The sequence below is a fragment of the Bartonella sp. MF74HXZ genome, assembly GCF_042194445.1.
GTDB classification, from domain to species: Bacteria; Pseudomonadota; Alphaproteobacteria; order Rhizobiales; family Rhizobiaceae; genus Bartonella; species Bartonella grahamii.
In genome coordinates this window covers 13,694-34,917 of the sequence record NZ_JBHIMW010000003.1, presented here as the reverse complement: position 1 = coordinate 34,917, position 21,224 = coordinate 13,694, and the positions used below count along the sequence as shown (strand labels likewise).

Annotated in this window: 14 protein-coding genes; 1 reads left to right on the top strand and 13 read right to left on the bottom strand. The window is 35.5% G+C overall.

The window, feature by feature from the left end:
• Positions 1 to 43 precede the first annotated feature (43 nt).
• Positions 44 to 2,674, top strand: a complete 2,631-nt coding sequence (locus ACFIJ8_RS02915; protein ID WP_375638970.1) for a ribonuclease E/G — start codon at positions 44 to 46, stop codon at positions 2,672 to 2,674.
• Positions 2,675 to 2,760: 86 nt separating this feature from the next.
• On the opposite strand, the gene ACFIJ8_RS02910 is transcribed toward ACFIJ8_RS02915, so the two are convergent.
• The 13 genes from ACFIJ8_RS02910 to nuoK all read right to left on the bottom strand — a co-directional run bounded on the left by ACFIJ8_RS02910 (position 2,761) and on the right by nuoK (position 21,224).
• The gene (locus ACFIJ8_RS02910; protein ID WP_015856370.1) at positions 2,761 to 3,372 is read right to left on the bottom strand and encodes an invasion associated locus B family protein; all 612 of its coding nucleotides are present in this window, start codon (positions 3,370 to 3,372) and stop codon (positions 2,761 to 2,763) included.
• Between the two features lie 1,656 nt (positions 3,373 to 5,028).
• Positions 5,029 to 5,868 (bottom strand): hypothetical protein, encoded by an 840-nt coding sequence (locus ACFIJ8_RS02905; RefSeq protein ID WP_375638969.1) that lies wholly within the window; start codon positions 5,866 to 5,868, stop codon positions 5,029 to 5,031.
• Positions 5,869 to 6,124: 256 nt separating this feature from the next.
• Positions 6,125 to 9,625, bottom strand: a complete 3,501-nt coding sequence (gene mfd / locus ACFIJ8_RS02900; protein ID WP_375638968.1) for a transcription-repair coupling factor — start codon at positions 9,623 to 9,625, stop codon at positions 6,125 to 6,127.
• 5 nt (positions 9,626 to 9,630) lie between these two features.
• Positions 9,631 to 9,918 (bottom strand): succinate dehydrogenase assembly factor 2, encoded by a 288-nt coding sequence (locus ACFIJ8_RS02895; RefSeq protein ID WP_375628437.1) that lies wholly within the window; start codon positions 9,916 to 9,918, stop codon positions 9,631 to 9,633.
• Positions 9,919 to 9,984: 66 nt separating this feature from the next.
• Complete coding sequence (locus ACFIJ8_RS02890; protein ID WP_015856367.1) at positions 9,985 to 10,665, bottom strand: ABC transporter ATP-binding protein; 681 nt, start codon at positions 10,663 to 10,665, stop codon at positions 9,985 to 9,987.
• On the bottom strand, positions 10,665 to 11,933 hold the full coding sequence (locus ACFIJ8_RS02885) for a lipoprotein-releasing ABC transporter permease subunit (RefSeq protein ID WP_375638967.1): 1,269 nt from the start codon (positions 11,931 to 11,933) through the stop codon (positions 10,665 to 10,667). The genes ACFIJ8_RS02890 and ACFIJ8_RS02885 overlap by 1 nt, the downstream gene beginning before the upstream one ends.
• Positions 11,934 to 11,944: 11 nt before the next feature.
• Positions 11,945 to 13,270, bottom strand: a complete 1,326-nt coding sequence (gene proS, locus ACFIJ8_RS02880; RefSeq protein ID WP_375638966.1) for a proline--tRNA ligase — start codon at positions 13,268 to 13,270, stop codon at positions 11,945 to 11,947.
• 201 nt (positions 13,271 to 13,471) lie between these two features.
• Positions 13,472 to 15,148: a ribonuclease J gene (locus ACFIJ8_RS02875; protein ID WP_375638965.1), complete on the bottom strand. Its 1,677-nt coding sequence runs from the start codon at positions 15,146 to 15,148 to the stop codon at positions 13,472 to 13,474.
• A 46-nt stretch (positions 15,149 to 15,194) separates the two neighbouring features.
• A complete protein-coding gene (locus tag ACFIJ8_RS02870) occupies positions 15,195 to 16,004 on the bottom strand; it encodes a biotin--[acetyl-CoA-carboxylase] ligase (RefSeq protein WP_375638964.1) in 810 nt (269 codons plus the stop codon).
• A complete protein-coding gene (gene nuoN, locus ACFIJ8_RS02865; RefSeq protein ID WP_015856362.1) occupies positions 16,004 to 17,458 on the bottom strand; it encodes an NADH-quinone oxidoreductase subunit NuoN in 1,455 nt (484 codons plus the stop codon). Before nuoN ends, ACFIJ8_RS02870 begins: the two co-directional genes overlap by 1 nt.
• A 17-nt stretch (positions 17,459 to 17,475) precedes the next feature.
• Positions 17,476 to 18,945, bottom strand: coding sequence for an NADH-quinone oxidoreductase subunit M (locus ACFIJ8_RS02860; protein ID WP_273787991.1), 1,470 nt, complete (start codon positions 18,943 to 18,945; stop codon positions 17,476 to 17,478).
• Positions 18,945 to 20,909 carry an NADH-quinone oxidoreductase subunit L gene (gene nuoL, locus ACFIJ8_RS02855; RefSeq protein WP_375638963.1) on the bottom strand — a complete coding sequence of 655 codons (1,965 nt, stop codon included), beginning with the start codon at positions 20,907 to 20,909 and terminating at the stop codon, positions 18,945 to 18,947. The genes ACFIJ8_RS02860 and nuoL overlap by 1 nt, the downstream gene beginning before the upstream one ends.
• Before the next feature lie 6 nt (positions 20,910 to 20,915).
• Positions 20,916 to 21,224 carry an NADH-quinone oxidoreductase subunit NuoK gene (gene nuoK, locus ACFIJ8_RS02850; RefSeq protein ID WP_015856359.1) on the bottom strand — a complete coding sequence of 103 codons (309 nt, stop codon included), beginning with the start codon at positions 21,222 to 21,224 and terminating at the stop codon, positions 20,916 to 20,918.

The following is a 21,224-nucleotide window of genomic DNA, read 5'->3' as shown; positions in this document are numbered from 1 at the left end:
CGTTTGAATGAAATTGTGCATGTCGCCTTCAGGATATTAGCTTATGTCAAACAAAATGCTTATAGATGCCTCCCATCCGGAGGAAACACGTGTTGTTGTTGTTCACGGCAACAAAATTGAAGAACTTGATTTTGAATCAGAACATAGAAAACAGCTCAAGGGGAATATTTATCTCGCACGTATTACGCGTGTAGAACCGTCTCTCCAAGCAGCTTTTGTTGAATATGGTGGAAACCGACATGGTTTTTTAACATTTTCTGAAATTCATCCTGATTATTATCAAATTCCTATTGCTGATCGCCTTGCTCTTCTTGAAGAAGAGGAAAAAGCAGCTGTAGGAGAAAATTCTGTAGATTCCTTTACAGAAGAAGCAACTAAAAATAAAAAACGCTCCAGAAGAACAAAAAAAAATGGAAAAAACAATGTCATAGCAGCCGATATTGAAAATGATATCACATCTGAATCAACAATAATTGATAATACAGAAGAAGCATTAAATGCCGATATCTCTTATGATGAGATCGAAATGGTTGGTGCTGAGGACATCCGTGAAGAGCTCCCAATTTATCAAAGAAAACAAGGGCGCCAATATAAAATTCAAGAAGTCATTAAACGACGTCAAATTTTGTTGGTACAAGTCATCAAAGAAGAGCGTGGTAATAAAGGTGCTGCCCTTACAACATATCTGTCTTTAGCAGGTCGTTATTCTGTTCTAATGCCCAACACAGCACGTGGTGGTGGTATTTCACGAAAAATTACGAACGTACAAGATCGTAAGCGTCTTAAAGAAATCGTAAAAGAATTAGCCGTTCCAAAAGGTATGGGCGTTATCTTACGAACAGCTGGAGCCAACAGAACAAAAGCTGAAATTAAACGTGATTATGAATATCTTATGCGGTTATGGGATACTATTCGCACTTTGACACTCGAGTCAACGGCGCCATGCCTTGTCCATGAAGAAAGTAATCTCATCAAGCGTTCTATACGAGATCTTTATAATAAGAACATTAGTGAAATTCTTGTCTCTGGAGACCAAGGATATCGTGAAGCGAAAGACTTTATGCGTATGCTCATGCCAAGCCATGCAAAAGTTGTGCAACCTTACCGTGATCCTACACCCATTTTTGCAAGAAATAATATTGAAATTCAACTTGATAAAATGTTGCAACCACAGGTTTCTTTAAAATCTGGTGGTTATCTTGTTATTAATCAAACAGAAGCACTTGTTGCTATTGACGTAAATTCTGGTCGCTCTACGAAAGAATTCTCTGTCGAAAAGACAGCTTTACAAACTAACCTTGAAGCTGCTGAAGAAGTAGCGCGTCAATTACGCTTGCGTGACCTTGCTGGTTTAATTGTGATTGATTTTATTGATATGCTTGAAGAACGCAATGTAAAGCTGGTCGAAAAAAAATTAAAAGATTGTTTAAAAAACGATCGTGCTCGTATTCAAGTAGGTCATATTTCACACTTCGGCCTTTTAGAAATGAGTCGTCAACGTATTCGCATATCGGTTTTAGAAAGTACAACACAACCCTGCCCGCATTGCGCAGGAACAGGAAATATACGTTCTGAATCATCAATTGCGTTACATGTCATGCGCTCAATTGAAGAATATCTTCTTCATAATTCGCAATATAATATTATCGTGCGCACACCCGTAGCAACAGCGCTTTATGTATTAAATCATAAACGCAACATTCTTGTTAATTTAGAAACTCGCTTTAAGCTTAATATTAGTATTGAAGCAGATGATAGTATTGGAACGCAACATCTTGTTATTTCTAAAGGCTCAATAGCAGAGAGCATTTCTCGACCTTCATTGGAAGATGTTAATAAGCAAGAAATTGAAGATTCTGTTTTCATAGAAAGTGAATCTATTGAAAATCCTTCTCCCATTGAAACAAACCAAAAGCGTCGGCGCAAAAATCGTCACGATGAAATTACTGATCATTCTCTCTCCAACGTTCATAAAAAAGAAGATACCTTGAGTGATGATTCTTTTCGTCGAGGACGTCGTCGAGGACGTCGTGGTGGTCGACGCAATCAAGATAATAGTTTTCATCAGATTCGCATTCCTTACGCAGAACCAGTGGGAGATTTTGCTAAGCAGGCTTTAGCAGAAATTAAAGCAGCACACCGCAAACATCGTGTTTCACCTGCTAAATCTTTTGAACTTGAAGAAACAAAAAATAATACACAAGCTCTAGATATACAACAACAGGGTGAATCTGAAAAAAATGATACAAGTATTAAACCTAAAAAACGTAAAATACGTTCTTCAAAAGTAGTAGAAAATCAACTTTCTTTAGAGAATGATCAAAATGTCGTAGAACAAAAATCTCTTGAAGAAAAACCTAAAACTAGTTCAGTACGTAAAGCTAAAACAAAAAAAGCAGACAAATCTATTCATAAAGTAGAAGATAAAACTCTTGAAAATAGTAAAAAGTCAACACGTGGAACACGTAAAAAATCATCGTCTAAAGAGACAACGCAAATACAAAAAGTATTAGAGAAAGAAACTATAATCGAGATGGAGGAAGTTGTTGAAACCTCTCCTTCCCAAATTGAAAAAACAATTAATCAACCCGTTGTTGTTTCATCAACGCCTAATGATTCTTCCAAAACTGAACGTGTTGGTTGGTGGAAACGCAGAATTCTTTCGAAAAATTAAAGATAAAAAAACCGCCACAGAAAACTGTGGCGGTTTAAATAAATAATTATAGAAGACGTTTCAACCAATTCTATGGTGTGGGTTTATCACTTTTGTTTTGCTTTTTCTTGCTCAGCCCGCATACGATCTTCAATTTCTTTTTGCTTTGATTGAATAGCTTGCTGCATCTTTATTTGTTCTTGTTGGAAATCTTTTTCCTCCATACCAGGACCGGTATAGGCTGCTGTAAACCCATTAAGAGAAAATTCAATAGGATTAGCTGAACCACGGAAATTAACTGTGGTTACAACCATTTTTGTACCACTTTTCATAGCAGCTATAAGCTTATCATCTAAGACATCATTGGCAATACAACTTGGTCCATTACAAATAATATAAGGAATTTTTTTAGAGAAGTCGTCACCAATTTTAATGTGAACACCTTCTGGCAAAAAACGACCTGTAGGTACTTGAATACCTATACGTTTTTCATTTTGCTTCCCTTTTATTTCAACAAGATTAAAAGCCGTTAAAGGTTGTCCCGTATTCGATAATACAGTATTCATTGTATTACAAATATCAACATCATGCTGCTTACTGCAAACTTTGTACCAACCTTGTGATAAAGTTTGCGCATTTGCAGAAATACCAGCTATAAGAAAAAGGGCAGCGGCTCCAACTAATACTGAAACAGCAGAATAAACATTTTTATGCGACATGATTAAGTTAATCCTTTCAACGCGCTTTTAAGTAACTTCAAAAAAATATTAAATATAATTCCAACTTAAATTTATTAAATTATAATGAAATAACACTTAATTTTACTATTTTTACTTCAATATAAAAAAAAAAGTCAAATTTAGAGAAAAAATACAACGAGCTATTCTAATTTTTATACACCCATATAATTCCCCTCTTTATCATATTGGTGTTTGATGCAATCTATCCATAAAACACCTCTGTGCATTTAAGCTAAGATTACACAAACGAATCAATATTGCAATATTAATTAAAATAAACTCCCATACTACTCTAAAAATCTTACTAATTAAACTTTTTACATTTGTTACTCTTCATGTTAAGCTCGTGGAGCCTTAGCAACAGCTGTTGTAATGCATGAAGCTCCGAAATATCAGATAAATTTTACTTTTTTCCTTATGTGATTCGTGTGATACACAAATACAAAATCATCTACGATATTATTGAAACATTTAATGAATTAAAACCACTGATTGTCTAAATTTTCTGCATAATTGTAAGAGAACTTTTTGCTAATGAACAATTTTCTGCCCTTGTTCACAAAACAATGGTGATATGCTTTTGTAATAAAAATTTTATATTCCATAGCGTTTAACTAAAAAGTTTAGTTTAAAAATACGTTACTAAAGAAGTACTTTTTTCTTAATTAAACAACACATTTTCTTAGAGAGAAAATCTATAATTGCTGAAAATATTTTATTTATAATAAACTTTCTTAAAATATAATAACATATTAATTTATAATAATAATTTATCTTTTTTCTATTTCTATATTGTATGAAAGATCCTAATAGCGCAAACCTCTCTTATATTGAATCAATAAAATTTATCCACTTGTACATCACAAGCAGAGTTAGTTTTATAGATAAAACTACTGAACAAAGGAATTCCCCCTATGAATCATCTCACGTGCCCAAAGCCATAATAAATTTATGCTCATATATTATACATCTATTATTGCACCTCTGTACAAATATCATCTCTCAGCTTTATAACGTGAATAAAAAATGTAGCTTTTATCAATTTATTTTAAGTTATTTCTCAAATAAAAGAATCTTCTAAAATGATAAATTCTTTTCAGCTTTCACAACATCAAAGATATAAATCATTAATGATTTAAGTTTTAAGAAAAATGAATTTAAAATATCATTTTGTTTCCATATATAACACAACTTAGAGCTATAAATATTTCTCTTATTGTATTAATGAAACAAGATTTATGATATGAGATGTATCGTCATTAAAATAATTAATCAGATAAAAATAAAAAACTACAAGCACAAAAAATTATGCATAAAAAGAAAACATAAAAAAGATATATGAGTTTATTATTTAATATATCTTATATGATAAGAACAATAGATAATATCTTATGTGTATAAAATTAATTTATTATAAATAATAATTAAAAACAAAAATTTTAAAATATATTATCACTAACCTATTTTAATTATTGTTTAGTATATTATCTTAATTTCTATGTATTTATCTAAGTAAATTTTTAATAGGCTATTATTATATCATTATTTTTTATAAATTTTATAAACTATACTATTAATAAAAATTAAGTATTTTTCTATTTTTAATATACTTATACATAAATCAAATAATACTTTTTAATTGAATAATTCTTCAACATGAGAACGCATACGATCTATAATATTCTTTTTCTTGCTTGGCAGCATTATATTATGTACTTCTTTAATGGTTCTACAAAGCTCAGGTGCATTTTTAACAAACCAATTATCTCCTGTAAGACTATTTTTTATATCGTCAAATATTTGTTTTTCATAACTATAAGAGCCATCTGTTAGTAATTCTTTAATATCCCTGACTAAACTAGGACTTATTGAATTATTTGCGCCTTTAGCCCAACTAAAATCTTTATCTTTCCAATCAAAATCTTTGCGCAAAATAGCACCTATATCACTCTGCAATATATCCGCTAACGTGTTGCAAGCAATAATAAACATGAGATAATTTTTCATGATCTCATCATCACCTCCACTTTTCTCATTCATTCCCCATTCATTAAACATTTGAGTTTTTTTTAAATAGTCTTTTGTTTTAATCAACTTTTCTTCATACTCCCCTACTTCGTACTCTCTCGCTATATGTATTCTAGAGATAATTTTTTGTTTTTTTTCAGCTAGATCCTGTAATTTCGAACCAAGATTATAATATTCATTCTTCAGAGTTTTCAGTTTTTTGTATAACTTATTCTGTTCCTGCAAACGCTCATAGTACTCTGCTTTAGAAATATTTTTTTTCCAAATATCCAAATGAGACATACTTTCTTCAATAAATTGTATGCTCTCTTTAATATTCTTTCTTTTGTTTTTTAAATGTTGGTATTGTTCATCAGAAGATAACTCAGCGTGAGCGTCTTTTACGCCATATATCAAAGTGAGTAATAAAAAAACGATAGTTAGACACTTTTGTAATGAAGAAAGCATGCTATCTTTACCTAAATTTTTTCTTTCTAAAAAATTTACAGGAGCTTATTATATGCAAGTGCTATTTAATGCGGTTAAACCGTCTAATCTATTTGCTTCATTATATCAATACGTATATAATAAAAACAAAATAAATATATAAAGGGTTCTTTATTATAAACTTAAATTTTATTCTTATACAAAATCAATAACTGTTTGTTTTTATAGAATGATTTTATAAAAATGAGTAACAGTTCTGAAACAATAAAGAAATTTTTTAAACAGAATGTTGTTCTGCCATTTCGACAAGCTGTGTCATAATATTCGCTGCTCCAACAAGCCTTTCATCCGCTGTGGACCAATCACGAATAAGAGCAATACTTTGATCTGGTCGAATTTTTGCCATCGAACCTTGTTTTCCAACCCACTGAACAAGAGCAACACTATTTGCAAAATAATTATTGCGAAACTGTATAACAATCCCCTTTGGTCCAGTATCCAATTTTTCTACATGCGCTTTTCGACACAATGTTTTGATATAAAAGACTTTAAGAAGGTGTTGAACTTCAAGCGGTAAAGGACCAAAGCGATCAATTAACTCCGCTGCAAATTCATCAATTTGTTCTAAATCATCAAGTTCTGTTAAACGACGATAAAGCCCCATACGTAATGGCAAGTCAGGCACGAAACTTTCTGGTATCATCACTGTTGTACCAAGTGAAATTTGAGGAGACCATTGCTTATCTTCATTTAGCTCTCCATCTTTTAATTCAGCAACAGCTTCTTCAAGCATTTTTTGATAGAGTTCAAATCCAACTTCTTTAATATGCCCCGATTGCTCTTCACCTAAAAAATTGCCTGAACCGCGGATATCCATGTCATGGCTTGCCAATTGAAAACCGGCCCCCAAGGTGTCAAGAGATTGTAAAACTTTAAGACGGCGATCAGCAGCAGCTGTCAAAACTTTACCAGCAGGAAATGTAAAAAGTGCATAAGCACGTTGTTTTGAGCGCCCTACCCTCCCTCGTAACTGATAGAGTGCAGAAAGACCAAACATCTCAGCGCGATGCACAATTAGGGTATTGGCTGTTGGAATATCAAGACCAGATTCAATAATGGTTGTCGATAGCAAAACATCATATTGCCCATCATAAAATGCATTCATGATATCATCAAGTTGTCCAGCCGGCATTTGTCCATGAGCCACAACGAATTTCAGTTCTGGCACATGTGTTTTGAGATATTCTTCTACAAAAGCCAGATCAGAAATACGAGGACAAACATAGAAACTTTGTCCGCCACGATAATATTCTCGAAGCAGGGTCTCTCGTATAACAAGTGCATCAAAAGGTGAAATAAAAGTACGAACCGCCATTCTATCAATGGGGGGCGTTGTTATCAATGAAAGTTCACGTACACCCGATAATGCTAATCCTAAAGTGCGTGGTATGGGAGTTGCTGAAAGTGTGAGAACATGAATATCACTTTTAAGCTCTTTTAAACGCTCTTTGTGTTTGACACCAAAATGTTGCTCCTCATCAATGATGAGAAGGCCTAACCGTAAAAAATTAACGGCACCACTTAATAATGCATGGGTTCCAATGACAATATCGATTGTACCATCTGAAACACCTTTTTTTACTTGTGCAAGTTCTTTCGCTTTTACAAGCCTTGAAGCATGTCCAATTTTAACCGGTAATCCTTGAAAACGAGAAATAAATGTCTTGTAATGTTGACGTGAAAGTAAAGTTGTCGGTACAACAACAGCAACCTGATATCCATTTAATGCTGCGACAAAAGCACTTCGAATGGCTACTTCGGTTTTTCCAAAACCAACATCACCGCATATCAAGCGATCCATAGGCTTTCCTGAGGCTAAATCGTCTAAAACAGCATCAATTGCATTCATTTGATCTTCCGTTTCTTCATAGGGAAAGCAAGCAACAAACTCATCAAATGGTCCAATTGGTGGAAGTAAAGCAGGCGCAGCACGAGTCATACGCTCTGCAGCTATACGAATTAATTGCCCTGCCATTTCCAATAAATGTTTTTTAAGCCGAGCTTTACGTGCTTGCCAAGCACCCCCCCCTAATTTATCTAAAGTTACCTCTGTTCCTTCTGAGCCATAACGTGAGAGAAGCTCAATATTTTCAACAGGTAAAAAGAGTAAATCACCTCCAGCATATCTAATTTCAAGACAATCTCGTAAAATTCCAGTAGTTTTGATGGTTTTAAGACCAACAAATTGGCCAATACCGTGGTCGATATGCACAATAATATCACCAGAATTTAAAGCAGAAATTTCAGAAATAAAATTTGTATTATTTTTACGCCGCTTTGGCGATCTTATAAAACGATCGCCAAGGATATCTTGCTCTGCTATAACAGCCAAATCTTCAGCCTCAAAACCATGTTCTATCATGATAACAGCTGCTAATATGCGATCTCGTGGTGTTGCTTTGACAGTTTGCAAGGATTTTGCAACATCTATTTTTTTCAATCCATGCTCATCGAGAACTTGTAGCAAACGATTGAGAGATCCTTCACTCCAACACGCTAAAAGCACTTTTTTACCAGCAGTGCGTAAAGATGCGATATGATCAATAACACTTGAAAAAACATTTTTTTCTTGCGCATTACGCTCTTTTACAAAATCATATCCCTGTTTAACATTGGTGTGAATAACAGTTTTTTCCAAACTTTGTGGAATATTAAAAGGCGAAAAATCAATACGCTGTGAAGATTGTTGCACACTCTCCAAAACACGCTCTGGCGTTAAATAGAAAAGACTAGGATCTATTGGATGATAAGAAGTAGAATTTTTTTCATCATTTTCGCGCTCTTTGCGCGCGTTATAATAGTCCTCAATAAGACGATAGCGTTCAATGAAGGCTTCTTCTATGAGATGCTCAAAAACTATCGGTAAGTTGCCACAATGGTCAAAAAAACTATCAAGGTTTTCATAAAAAAATGGAAGCCAATGTTCCATACCGGCAAAACGCCGACCTTGAGCAATTGCTTCATAAAGCATGTTATTTTTTTGTGATACACCAAATGTACGGGTATAATTGCTCTTAAAACGGCTTATGCATTCTGGTGTAAGAACAACCTCACTCATTGCCTGTAATAAAAGTTCAGTTTTTTGGCCTGTTGTCCTTTGACTTTCTGGATCAAATATGCGGATACTTTCTAGGGTATCTCCAAAAAAATCAAGACGTAAAGGTTCAACATCCATGGGAGAAAAGATATCAAGTATTCCTCCTCTTACAGCAAACTCACCAACATCACGGACAACCGTAACGCGTTCAAAACCATTGGTTTCTAAAAACTGAATAAGATTTCCCATGTTATTGCGCTGGCCAACACGTGCGTGAATAAGCTGAGCTTCTATCATTTCACGAGGAGGTAACTTTTGCATAATCGCATTTGCTGTTGTTAATATAATTGCAGGATGCGGATCTTTACGTAAATTTGCTATGTGTGCCAATGCTGATAGTCGACGTGCCATAACAGCAATTCCTGGTGACACACGATCATAGGGCAAACAATCCCATGCAGGAAATTGAAGTATGGGTAAATTTGGCTCAATAAAATTTAAAACTTGTTGTAAATGAACAATTTTTGTTCCGTCGCGGACAACATAGATGAGCGGTTTACCTTGTGCAATTTCTGAACTTAATTTAGCAAGCGCAAAGGCTTCGAATCCATCAGGAACTCCATCAAAAATCATACGAACAGAATTATTTTTGGGAATAACAATTTTTTTAAATATAGGCATCGGGATTAATAACTTAAGCAAGTACGATAATTGGCAATATCACGAAAAAGTGGACTATCAACTTCAGAGGGTGGCGAAACTTCTCCAGTAATCCATGTGAGTAAATCACGATCATCAAAAGACATAATATATTCAAGTTCAGAGAGCGTTTTATCATTCATTTCAGTAATATGAGCATCGACATAATGTCCAAAAATGAGATCCATTTCACGAATACCGCGATGCCATGCACGAAAAATCAATCGACGACGACGCACATCTAATTGATTTTTGTCAACGACAAAAACTGTCATAAAAAATCTCCTTGAATAAAGTAATATAAACTATTCAATTAGTCGTATAAAATTTGTACCTTGCTTTTAAGGAAGTTCTATAATCTTTTGTTCTTTAAGTGTAATTCGACGATGCATTTGCTTAGCCAAAGCGTAATTATGTGTTGCAATAAGAGCAGAAAGACCCGACTGGCGAACAAGGATAGATAAAGCTTGAAAAACATAAGCTGAAGTTACTGGATCAAGATTCCCCGTAGGTTCATCAGCCAAAAGAACCGAAGGGCCATTTGCTACTGCACGTGCAATAGCAACACGTTGTTGTTCTCCTCCCGATAACTCTGAGGGACGATGGTTAGCACGATGAGAAACACGCAGATACGTCAATAATTTGCGCGCACGATCTTCTGCTATGGATTTTTTTAATCCTGCTATCATTTGCGGTACCATGACATTTTCTAACGCCGTAAACTCTGGAAGTAAATGATGAAATTGATAAACAAAACCAATATCATTTCGTCTTATAGCTGTTCGCTCACTATCAGAGCGCTTTGCACAAGAAATACCCCGTAACATCACATCACCAGCTGTTGGTTTTTCTAATAATCCAGCAATATGAAGAAGTGTTGATTTTCCAGCACCAGATGGTGCAACAAGTGCGACAAGCTCTCCACGATTAAGAATAAAATTCGCTTTATCTAAAACAATAAGCGGCTTATGACTCTCGAAAAAGTGTCTTTCAATCTCTACAAGCTCTAAAATAGCTGTCATTATTCATACCTCAAAGCTTGTACGGGATCTAGCTTAGCAGCACGCCATGCCGGAATGAGAGCAGCAAGAAACGACAAAAATAAAGCCATCATAGCAACCAAGATGGTCTGTTTCCACTCAATTTGTGCAGGCAATTTTGTTAAAAAATAAAGTTGAGGATTAAAAACGTCGACATTAAATAACCAAGATATAAAGTCTTGGATATGATTAATATTCGCGGTCGCAATAACACCTAAAACTAAACCCAATATAGTTCCAATAAAACCAATCATCATTCCTGTAATGATAAATATACGCAAAATCGCACTCTGTTGAGCCCCCATCGTGCGTAAAATCGCAATATCATGACTTTTATCTTTTACAAGCATAATCAGCCCTGAAATAATATTTAAAGCAGCAACAAGAACGATCAGAGAAAGAATGAAAAACATAACATTTCGTTCAATCTGTAAGGCTGAAAAAAAAGCCTGATTGCGGGTACGCCAATCAATTAAATAGACCTGTTGATCAACTGTTTTTTCTACAACAGGTTTTATTTGATCAACAGCATCAGGATCATTTAGAAATAATTCTAAAGACTGAACCTTATCTCCCAAATTAAAAAACATTTGTGCTTCATGGAGAGGCATAAAGATAAATATTGAATCATATTCAGACATACCAACTTCAAAAATAGCAACGACTTTATAAGCTTTCACACGTGGTGTAACGCCAAAAGGAGTCTCATCACCATCTGGAGTAATAATACGAATATCTCTTCCAACTGTCAGCCCCAATTTTTCTGCTAAGCCACTTCCAATTGCAACACCTTCTTCTTTATCAAACCGAGAAATCGATCCTAATTTAATGTTTTGAGAGACTGTTTTAAGCTTTTCTAGATCTTGTTTGCGCATACCACGAACTAATGCGCCAGAGCCACCTTGAACTTCACCTTGAACAAGCGCTTGACCTTCAATAACAGGCAAAGCAAACTTCACACCCTTTGTAGATTCTAAAGAAGAAATAAGAGTCTTATAATCAGAAAAACCAGAATCAACTGTTTGAACAATAAGATGCCCATTCATACCAAGAATACGATTGAGAAGCTCTGAACGAAAGCCATTCATCACCGCCATAACAACAACCAGAGCAAATACGCCCAACATAATCCCAATAAGAGAAATAATTGAAATAACAGATGCAACAACATGTTTTTTATTGGGAATCATGTAACGAAAAGCGATCATCCACTCATAAGATGAAAACCATTTGTCTTTCAGCCTCTTCATAACATTTCCTATTAATTTATAGAAAGTTGGCTGAGTACATCTTCAACCTTTAGAGATTTTTTTACACCTGTTTTTCGATCTTTAATTTCAACTTCATTTTGTGCAATGCTGTTAGGACCAACAATAATTTGCGTTGGCAAACCAATCAAATCCATTGTTGCAAATTTTGATCCAGGACGTTCATTTCTATCATCTAATAATGGATCAAAACCAGCACGCCTTAATCCTTGATAGAGCATTTCACATGTCTGTGTACATTTTTCATCCTCTGGTTTCATATTGATAATTCCAAAATCAAACGGTGCCATCGACTTTGGCCAAATAATACCATTTTCATCATGAGAAGCCTCTATAGCGGCCGCAACAAGACGCGAAGGTCCAATACCATAAGATCCCATAGAGACTACATGCTCTTTTCCATCTTGTCCCATAACTTTTGCTCCCATTGGAGCAGAATATTTCGTGCCAAAGTGGAAAATATGCCCGACTTCAATACCACGCGCTGAAAGACGATTATGATCAGAAACTTTAGCCCACTCCTTTTCATTATGCATTTCTTCCGTCGCTGCATAAAAAGATGTCCATTGTTTAACAATATCATCCAAAACAGCTTTATCACTAAAATCGATTGAACTATCAGGAACAGTAAGTTCAAGAAATTGTTTATCACAGAAGATAGCGCTCTCTCCCGTTTCAGCCAAAATGATAAATTCATGACTGAGTTCCCCCCCTATTGGACCTGTATCTGCACGCATAGGAATTGCTTTTAAACCAAGACGAGAAAAAGTGCGTAAATAAGCAACAAACATACGATTATAAGATGTTTTAGAACCTTCATAATCAAGATCAAAAGAATAAGCATCTTTCATTAAAAATTCTCGTGCCCGCATCACACCAAAACGTGGGCGAATTTCATCACGAAATTTCCATTGAATATGATATAAATTAAGTGGAAGATCTTTATAAGAACGAACATATGAGCGAAAAATATCTGTTACCATCTCTTCATTGGTTGGACCATAAAGTAAATCACGCTTTTGGCGATCTTTAATGCGAAGCATTTCCAAACCATAATCATCATAACGACCGCTTTCACGCCAAAGATCAGCAGATTGAATTGTAGGCATCAATATTTCTATTGCACCCGCACGTTCTTGCTCCTCACGAATAATTTTACAAACTTTATCAAGCACTTTTTTTCCCAAAGGAAGCCAAGAATAAATTCCTGATGTTTGTTGGCGAATCATACCGGCACGCAACATGAGCCGATGAGAAACAATCTCTGCTTCCTTAGGATTCTCTTTTAAAAGTGGAAGGAAATATTGAGTAAGACGCATTAAATAACTAACTCCTAATCACACCTATCATATCGGAACAATTTATCACACCCTCTATTCATCTATAGCCGCATTCTGAATACTTGCAAATATAACGATCTTACTATTTAAAAATTTATTGGGCTTTATTCTCTATTTTTCTTATTTAGCAATAAAATAAAAATGCTCTTCTCTTTTTAAATAACGTAATATGAAAGTTCCTTATTTTGACCGATGTAAAAAAACTGTACAGATAGGTTTTTTTTGCCAAATTTCATGAACAGCCGCCCTCACAGCACGTCGTGTTGCCTCTCGAATAAGTTCATTATTTTTCTGTTTCATGCGTGGGATATTATAAACTGTATTTTCTATAATATCTAAAAGAATATCTTTTAAACTTTCTCCCTTTCCATTACTTTCAGGTAACCCGAATGTTGTTAGACCTATATCCCCTAATAATTCATGCTTACTATTTATATGGAGAGAAATAGTAACATGACCAGCATAACTTAGTTTGCGACGTTCACGAATCCCTAGTTCATTTTCATCTCCAATTAGGCAACCATCCTTATAGATGCGGCCAACAGGAACTTGATCAACAACTTCTACAGGCTCTGGTGCAAAACGTAACATATGTCCATTTCTGATATCTGTAACAATTTTAATACCCGCTTGACGCGCTAAAGTTGCCTGAGCCTTAAGATGCATTGCTTCCCCATGTACAGGAACAAGTATCTGTGGCTTTACCCAATCATACATCTGTAAAAGTTCTGAACGACGAGGATGACCTGAAACATGAACAAGTGCATCTTCATTCGTGATAATTTCAATACCCAAATCAATGAAACGATTTTGTACCTCAATAATCGCTTTTTCGTTTCCTGGAATACTTCGTGATGAATAAATAACGGTATCACCAGCAGAAAGTGCAATATTTCTCATTCCATCACGTGACAGTTTAGCCAAGGCAGCACATGGCTCACCTTGGCTCCCTGTGACAATTAAAACAAGATCTTTTCGCAAAATGTAACCATAATCATCTTCCGTTACAAATGGTGCTAAACCATTCATATAACCAAGCTCTTGTGCAACCATAATACTTCGCTTAAGGGAACGCCCAATGACAAGCACCTTACGTCCAGCAGCTTCAGCTGCAAGAGCAATAGAACGTATCCGACCAATATTAGAAGAAAAAGTTGCTATTGCAACGCGCCCTTCAGCTTTGGAAATAATCTCAGAAAGACTGGCTTGAACCTGCTGCTCTGATGGAGATATACCATCCCGACACGCATTTGTAGAATCACAAAGTAATGCTAAAACACCTTTTTTTCCTAACGCACGAAATCTTTTTTCATTCGTCACAGCCCCAAGTGAAGGAGTATGATCAATTTTCCAATCACCAGTATGAATCACAGTCCCCAAAGAGGTTGTAATTGCTAAAGATACAGATTCTGGTATTGAATGATTAACAGCTATAGCCTCTACAGCAAAGGAACCCACCTGAAAACAATCACCAGCTTGAAAAATATTGAGTAAAATTTTTTGAGATTCAAAATCTAATTGTTTTTTAGTTTCCAATAATCCTGCTGTAAAAGGAGTACAGTAAATTGGAACTTGTAACTTTGGCCATAAATCAAGAACGGCCCCATAATGATCTTCATGTGCATGTGTTAAAACAAGACCCCGTATATTATGTTTTTCACTTTCTAGAAAACGAATATCAGGAAAAACAAGGTCGACTCCTGGTAATTCAGAATCAGCAAAACTAATTCCCATATCAACCAGCAGCCATTCACGAAGATGTTGGGGACCAAATCCGTAAGCAGCTAAATTCATCCCTATTTCACCTACACCCCCCAGAGGTAAAAAAACAAACTCATTCTTATTAGCTGCAACCATAAACATCTCCCAAAATCATTAAGGTATCTGATGGTAAAATAATTTTTTAATAACGACCTGCATTAATAGAAGCAGCCGAACCAAAATGAACATCTCCAGCTGTTATAATGGCTGTCTGACCATTTTTTTGCTTTATGATGCAGTTAAAATCACTATCAAGACCATCAAAAACACCCTCAATGACTTTTTCATCATTCACCACTTTGACATATTTCCCAAGGTGAGCAGAATATAAAAGCCATTTTTTTCGGATTATTTCACATCCTTTTGGTTGTTTCCAAAGAAGGTAATTTCTAGAAAAACACTCCGTCAAAACCGCAAATAATTGTTCTGCTTCAATATGCAAACCGATATTCTTTAAGCTTGAAGTGGGATAGGGTGCATCTTCATAATTATATTTCACATTTATTCCAATACCAATAACCAATGCATATTGTTGTGATGACAATTTTAAAATCTCAAGCAAAACTCCAGAGCTTTTTTCTCCTCTGAGCAAAATATCGTTTGGCCATTTTAAACTCACAATATTGTTTGCCTGCTTTTCATCTTTTATCAATTGTTTTATTGCCTCTGCCACACTTATTCCAGCAACAAAACCAAGTTGAGCTGCAGTTTGATGAACAATATCATCAATTAATAAAAGACTAGAATAAAGGTTCCCTTTGGGACTAGACCAAGTCCTCCCTCTTCTTGCTCTTCCCTGTGATTGTTCTTGTGCAACAATCCAAAGATTACCTTGATGACCAGTTTGCGCTTTTCGTTGCGCAATGAGATTTGTTGAGTCAACACTATCATACGCTTCAATAGTGTATCCTTGTTCTTGAGCAAAATCTGATAAAATATAAACCATATTCATTAAAACAATGCAGCTGCTGCTTTTTCTGCTAATTCAGCAAACCAAACTCCAAAAAGTGTATAAAATAAAATAAACAATGCAGAAAGACCGAGACAAAATTGAAGCTCATTCGATAAAGCAACAAAATGCGCTTTTGCGTCATCAAACCACATAATTTTAATGACTCGTAAATAGTAAAAAGCTCCAACGACAGACGCTATCATCCCAACGACTGCAAGTGGCGTCAGACCAGCATGGACAGCAGCAGAAAATGTATACCACTTCCCAAAAAAACCAGCCATAGGTGGTACACTGGCTAACGAGAAAAGCTGTATTGTCATAACAATAGCCATAAACGGATTTGTTTTTGCTAGCCCTGAAAGATCATAAATATTTTCAACATTGCCATTCTGAGAGCGCATTCCAAGAATAAAAGCAAACGAGCCAATCGTCATTCCAAGATAAATCGTCATATAAAGAATAACACTTTTTATTCCTAGCATATCTCCAGCAGATAAACCAACAAGTGCATAGCCCATATGACTGATCGACGAATAAGCCATTAAGCGCTTAATGTTATTTTGACCAATTGCAGCAAATGCACCAAGTATCATTGATGCAATCGCCATGAAGACCAAAATTTGTTGCCATGCAGGCATCACATTATCAACATGCCCTAGGGGAATAAAGGTCATCACAATAATACGGATGATTAAAGCCATTGCAGCAACTTTAGGGGCACCAGCAAAAAATGCTGTAATCGGTGTTGGCGCTCCTTCATAAACATCAGGTGTCCACATATGAAATGGAACAGCAGAAATTTTGAAAGCCAAACCAGCTAAAATAAAAACAATTCCAAAGATAACTCCCAATTGCAAATTTTCACTTTTTAAAGCAACAGCAATTTCGTGAAAACCAATTTGACCCGTAAAACCATAAAGCAAAGAAATACCATAAAGCAGCAATCCTGAAGATAATGCTCCTAAAACAAAGTATTTTATACCGGCTTCAGAAGATTTTACATTATTACGATTAATCGCTGCTAAAACATATAAAGCTAAAGATTGCAGCTCTAACCCCATATAAAGCGACAGCATATTACCCGCTGAAATCATAAACATCATTCCAAGGGTTGCTAAAAGAACAAGCACTGGAAATTCAAATATATTAAACTTTTGTGCATTGGCAAAACCAACAGACATGATAAGAGAAAAGAGTGCACCAATAAGCATTAAAATTTTCATATAACGACTAAAGGAATCGATAACGAGCGCATTGGTTTGAAATGAACCATTTTTCGGAAAAACTATAAGAATAATAATGGTTGCCACAAGAAGTGCCATGGCTAAACCTGTCACTGTTAAAGAAGCACGTGTATTGGAATAAACACCAATCATAAGCAACACGACAGCTCCTAATGCGATTAAAAGCTCCGGAAGAATTAAGACTAATTGCGCTATTATTTCAGTTTGCATGTGCGTTCTTCCCTTATCTAGTGCAGTTTATTGATGAGGGTTTCTACGGAAAACGCCGTTGCTTTAAGAATAGGCGTTGGATAGATACCAAAGAATATTGTAAGAATAACCATTGGATAAAGGATGAATTTTTCTCTTAAAGAAAGATCTATTAATACTTTTAAATTCTCTTTATCCAAGGAACCAAAAACCACACGCCGATAAAGATAAAGGGCATAGGCTGCCGATAAGATAACACCTGTTGTTGCTAAAACAACAACCAATTTATTTACTTGAAAAACACCTATTAAGGTTAAAAATTCACCCAAAAATCCTGAGCTTCCAGGCAAACCAACATTTGCCATAGTGAAAATTAAGAAAACAACAGCATATTTAGGCATATTATTCACTAAACCACCAAACGCTGAAATTTCACGTGTATGCAAGCGATCATAGATAACCCCAACACAAAGAAACAACGCTGCTGAAACAATTCCATGCGAGAGCATCTGATAAATAGCCCCTTGTATCCCTTGTTCATTCGCAGAAAAAATGCCCATTGTCACATATCCCATATGCGCTATTGAAGAATAAGCAATAAGCTTTTTGATGTCATTTTGAACAAGTGCAACCAGTGATGTATAAATAATCGCAATAAGTGATAATGTGAAAATCAAAGGTGCAAAATCTGCTGAAGCGATAGGAAACATAGGCAAAGAAAAACGAAGAAAACCATACCCACCTAATTTGAGTAAGACACCAGCTAAAATAACGGAACCCGCTGTCGGTGCTTCCACGTGAGCATCAGGGAGCCATGTATGAACTGGCCACATTGGCATTTTAACTGCGAAAGAAGCAAAAAATGCAAGCCATAACCATATTTGCATATGAGCAGGAAACTGGTAATTGAGTAAAGTTGGTATATCAAGTGTCCCAGCCTCCCAATACATAGCCATAAGAGCAACCAGCATAAGCACTGAACCAAGTAAAGTATATAAGAAAAACTTTATACTTGCATAAACACGACGTGCTCCACCCCATACACCTATAATGATAAACATTGGAATAAGGCTGCCTTCAAAAAAAACATAGAATAGCATTGCATCAAGAGCACAAAAAACGCCAATAATCGCAACTTCTAGAAGAAGAAATGCAATCATATAAGCCTTTAATCTCTCTTTAACATTTTCCCAACTTGCTAAAATACAAAAAGGCAAAAGAAAAGCCGAGAGAACAACAAAAAGAATAGAAATACCATCAACCCCCATATGATAGCTAATGCCTCCCCCTAACCAACTGGACTTTTCAACCATTTGAAAATTTGGGTTGCTAGAATCAAATCCTATCCAAATAATTAAAGAAATAATAAAAACAAATAGAGTCGTAAAAAATGCGACATTACGTATATTATGGCGTGCTACTTCACTATCATCTTTGATAAACAAAATCAGAAGCACACCAACAAGTGGCAAAAATGTAACCGTAGAAAGAATAGGCCAATCGGTCATTAGTTTACGCCCCCGATCATCATCCATGTAATGAGTAATGCAATGCCGATAAGCATTGCAAATGCATAGTGGTAAAGATAGCCTGTTTGCAATCGAACAATTCTATTTGTAATATCAACAACACGCGCTGCGATACCATTAGGACCTAGACCATCAATAATCTTACCGTCTCCCACTTTCCAAAGAAAAGAACCAATTCTAAAGGTAGGACGAACAAACAAAAAGTTATATAATTGATCGAAATACCATTTTTGGTAAAGAAAATTATATGCTCTTGGCATAATACGAACCATTTTCTTAGGAAGAGATGGAATAGAAACATAAAATAAATAAGCTAAAATAAACCCAAGAACCATTGCTATAAAGGGCGACCATTTTACCCAATTAAAGACATGGTGGGCATCATGAAGAATGTGATTGTGGCTGCTTGTAAATAATGCTCCCTTCCAAAAACCATTATACAAGTCACCAAAAAAGTAAGGTTGGAAAACGACACCAGAAAATATTGCTCCAATAGATAAAAGAAAGAGTGGAATCAACATAACTGGAGGTGATTCATGAACATGATGCATAACATCAACTGTTGCCCGTGGTTTACCATGGAATGTCATAAAGATAAGCCGCCATGAATAGAAACTTGTTAATAAAGCTGCAAAAACAAGAAGATAAAAAGCATATCCTGAAGCAATATTATGGGATGCAAAAGCAGACTCTATAATCGCATCTTTTGAGAAAAAACCTGCAGTCCCGAAAAGTGTTCCTGGAATTCCAACACCTGTCAATGCAATGGTCCCGACCATCATCATCCAATAGGTGACTTTTATATGTTTGCGTAACCCACCCATTTTTCGCATATCTTGTTCATCAGATACAGCATGAATGACAGAACCTGCACCAAGAAACAATAAGGCTTTAAAAAAAGCATGCGTAAAAAGATGAAAGACAGCAGCGCCATAAGCTCCAACACCTAATGCCACAAACATATAACCGAGCTGAGAGCATGTAGAATAAGCAATAACACGTTTAATATCATTCTGCACCAACCCCACAGTTGCTGCAAAAAACGCTGTTGTTGCTCCAACAATAATAATCACGGTCAAAGCAGTTGAAGAAAGTTCAAAAATTGGCGACATACGCGCAACCATAAAAACACCAGCCGTTACCATTGTAGCGGCATGAATAAGCGCTGATACAGGGGTTGGTCCTTCCATTGCATCAGGCAGCCAAGTATGTAAAAGAAATTGTGCTGATTTTCCCATCGCACCAATAAATAATAAAAGGCATGTAATGGTAATTGCCGTCTGCCCATCAAATTGCCAACCTAAAAATGTCATATTTTGTATAAAGTTATTGTTTGCAGCTTTTGCAAAAATAGAAGCAAAATCAACCGATTGGAATAAAACAAAAATACTAAAGATTCCTAAGAGAAAACCAAAGTCTCCAACACGATTAACTACAAAAGCTTTCATTGCGGCCTTATTAGCAGAATCGCGCTGAAACCAAAAACCAATGAGTAAATAAGAAGCAAGTCCGACACCTTCCCATCCAAAAAACATCTGAATCAAATTATTGGATGTGACCAACATAAGCATCATAAATGTAAACAAAGAAAGATAAGAAAAAAAACGCGACCTTGAAGGGTCATGGTGCATATAACCAATTGAATAAATATGTACCAATGCCGAAACACTGTTCACAACAATAAGCATGACAGCTGTTAATGCATCAACATGTAAAGCCCAATTAAAGCTTAAGTCACCAACGTCAAGCCAATGTAATACCAAGACATCAATCGCTGGAATATGACCAAGTGCAATACTGAAAAATGCTATCCACGATAATATGGCAACAACAACCATAAAGCTACATGTTATCAATTCACTCGCACGATCTCCTATCGTTTTTCCACCTAGTGCAGCAATTAAAAAACCCAAAAGCGGAAGAAAGACAATCGTATAATACATCACTGGTTAGCCTTTCATTACATTAACATCTTCAACCGCAATGGAACCACGATTACGGAAAAAAACGACCAGAATTGCTAAACCAATGGCAGCTTCAGCAGCTGCTACGGTTAAGACAAATAAAGCGAATATCTGACCAACGAGATCATGAAGAAATGCTGAAAATGCAACAAAATTGAGATTAACTGAAAGCAATATAAGCTCAATGGACATCAAGATAATAATCACGTTTTTTCTGTTGAGAAAAATTCCAGCAATACCAATTGTAAACATCAAAGCAGAAACAGTGAGATAATGTGTAATATCAATATACAT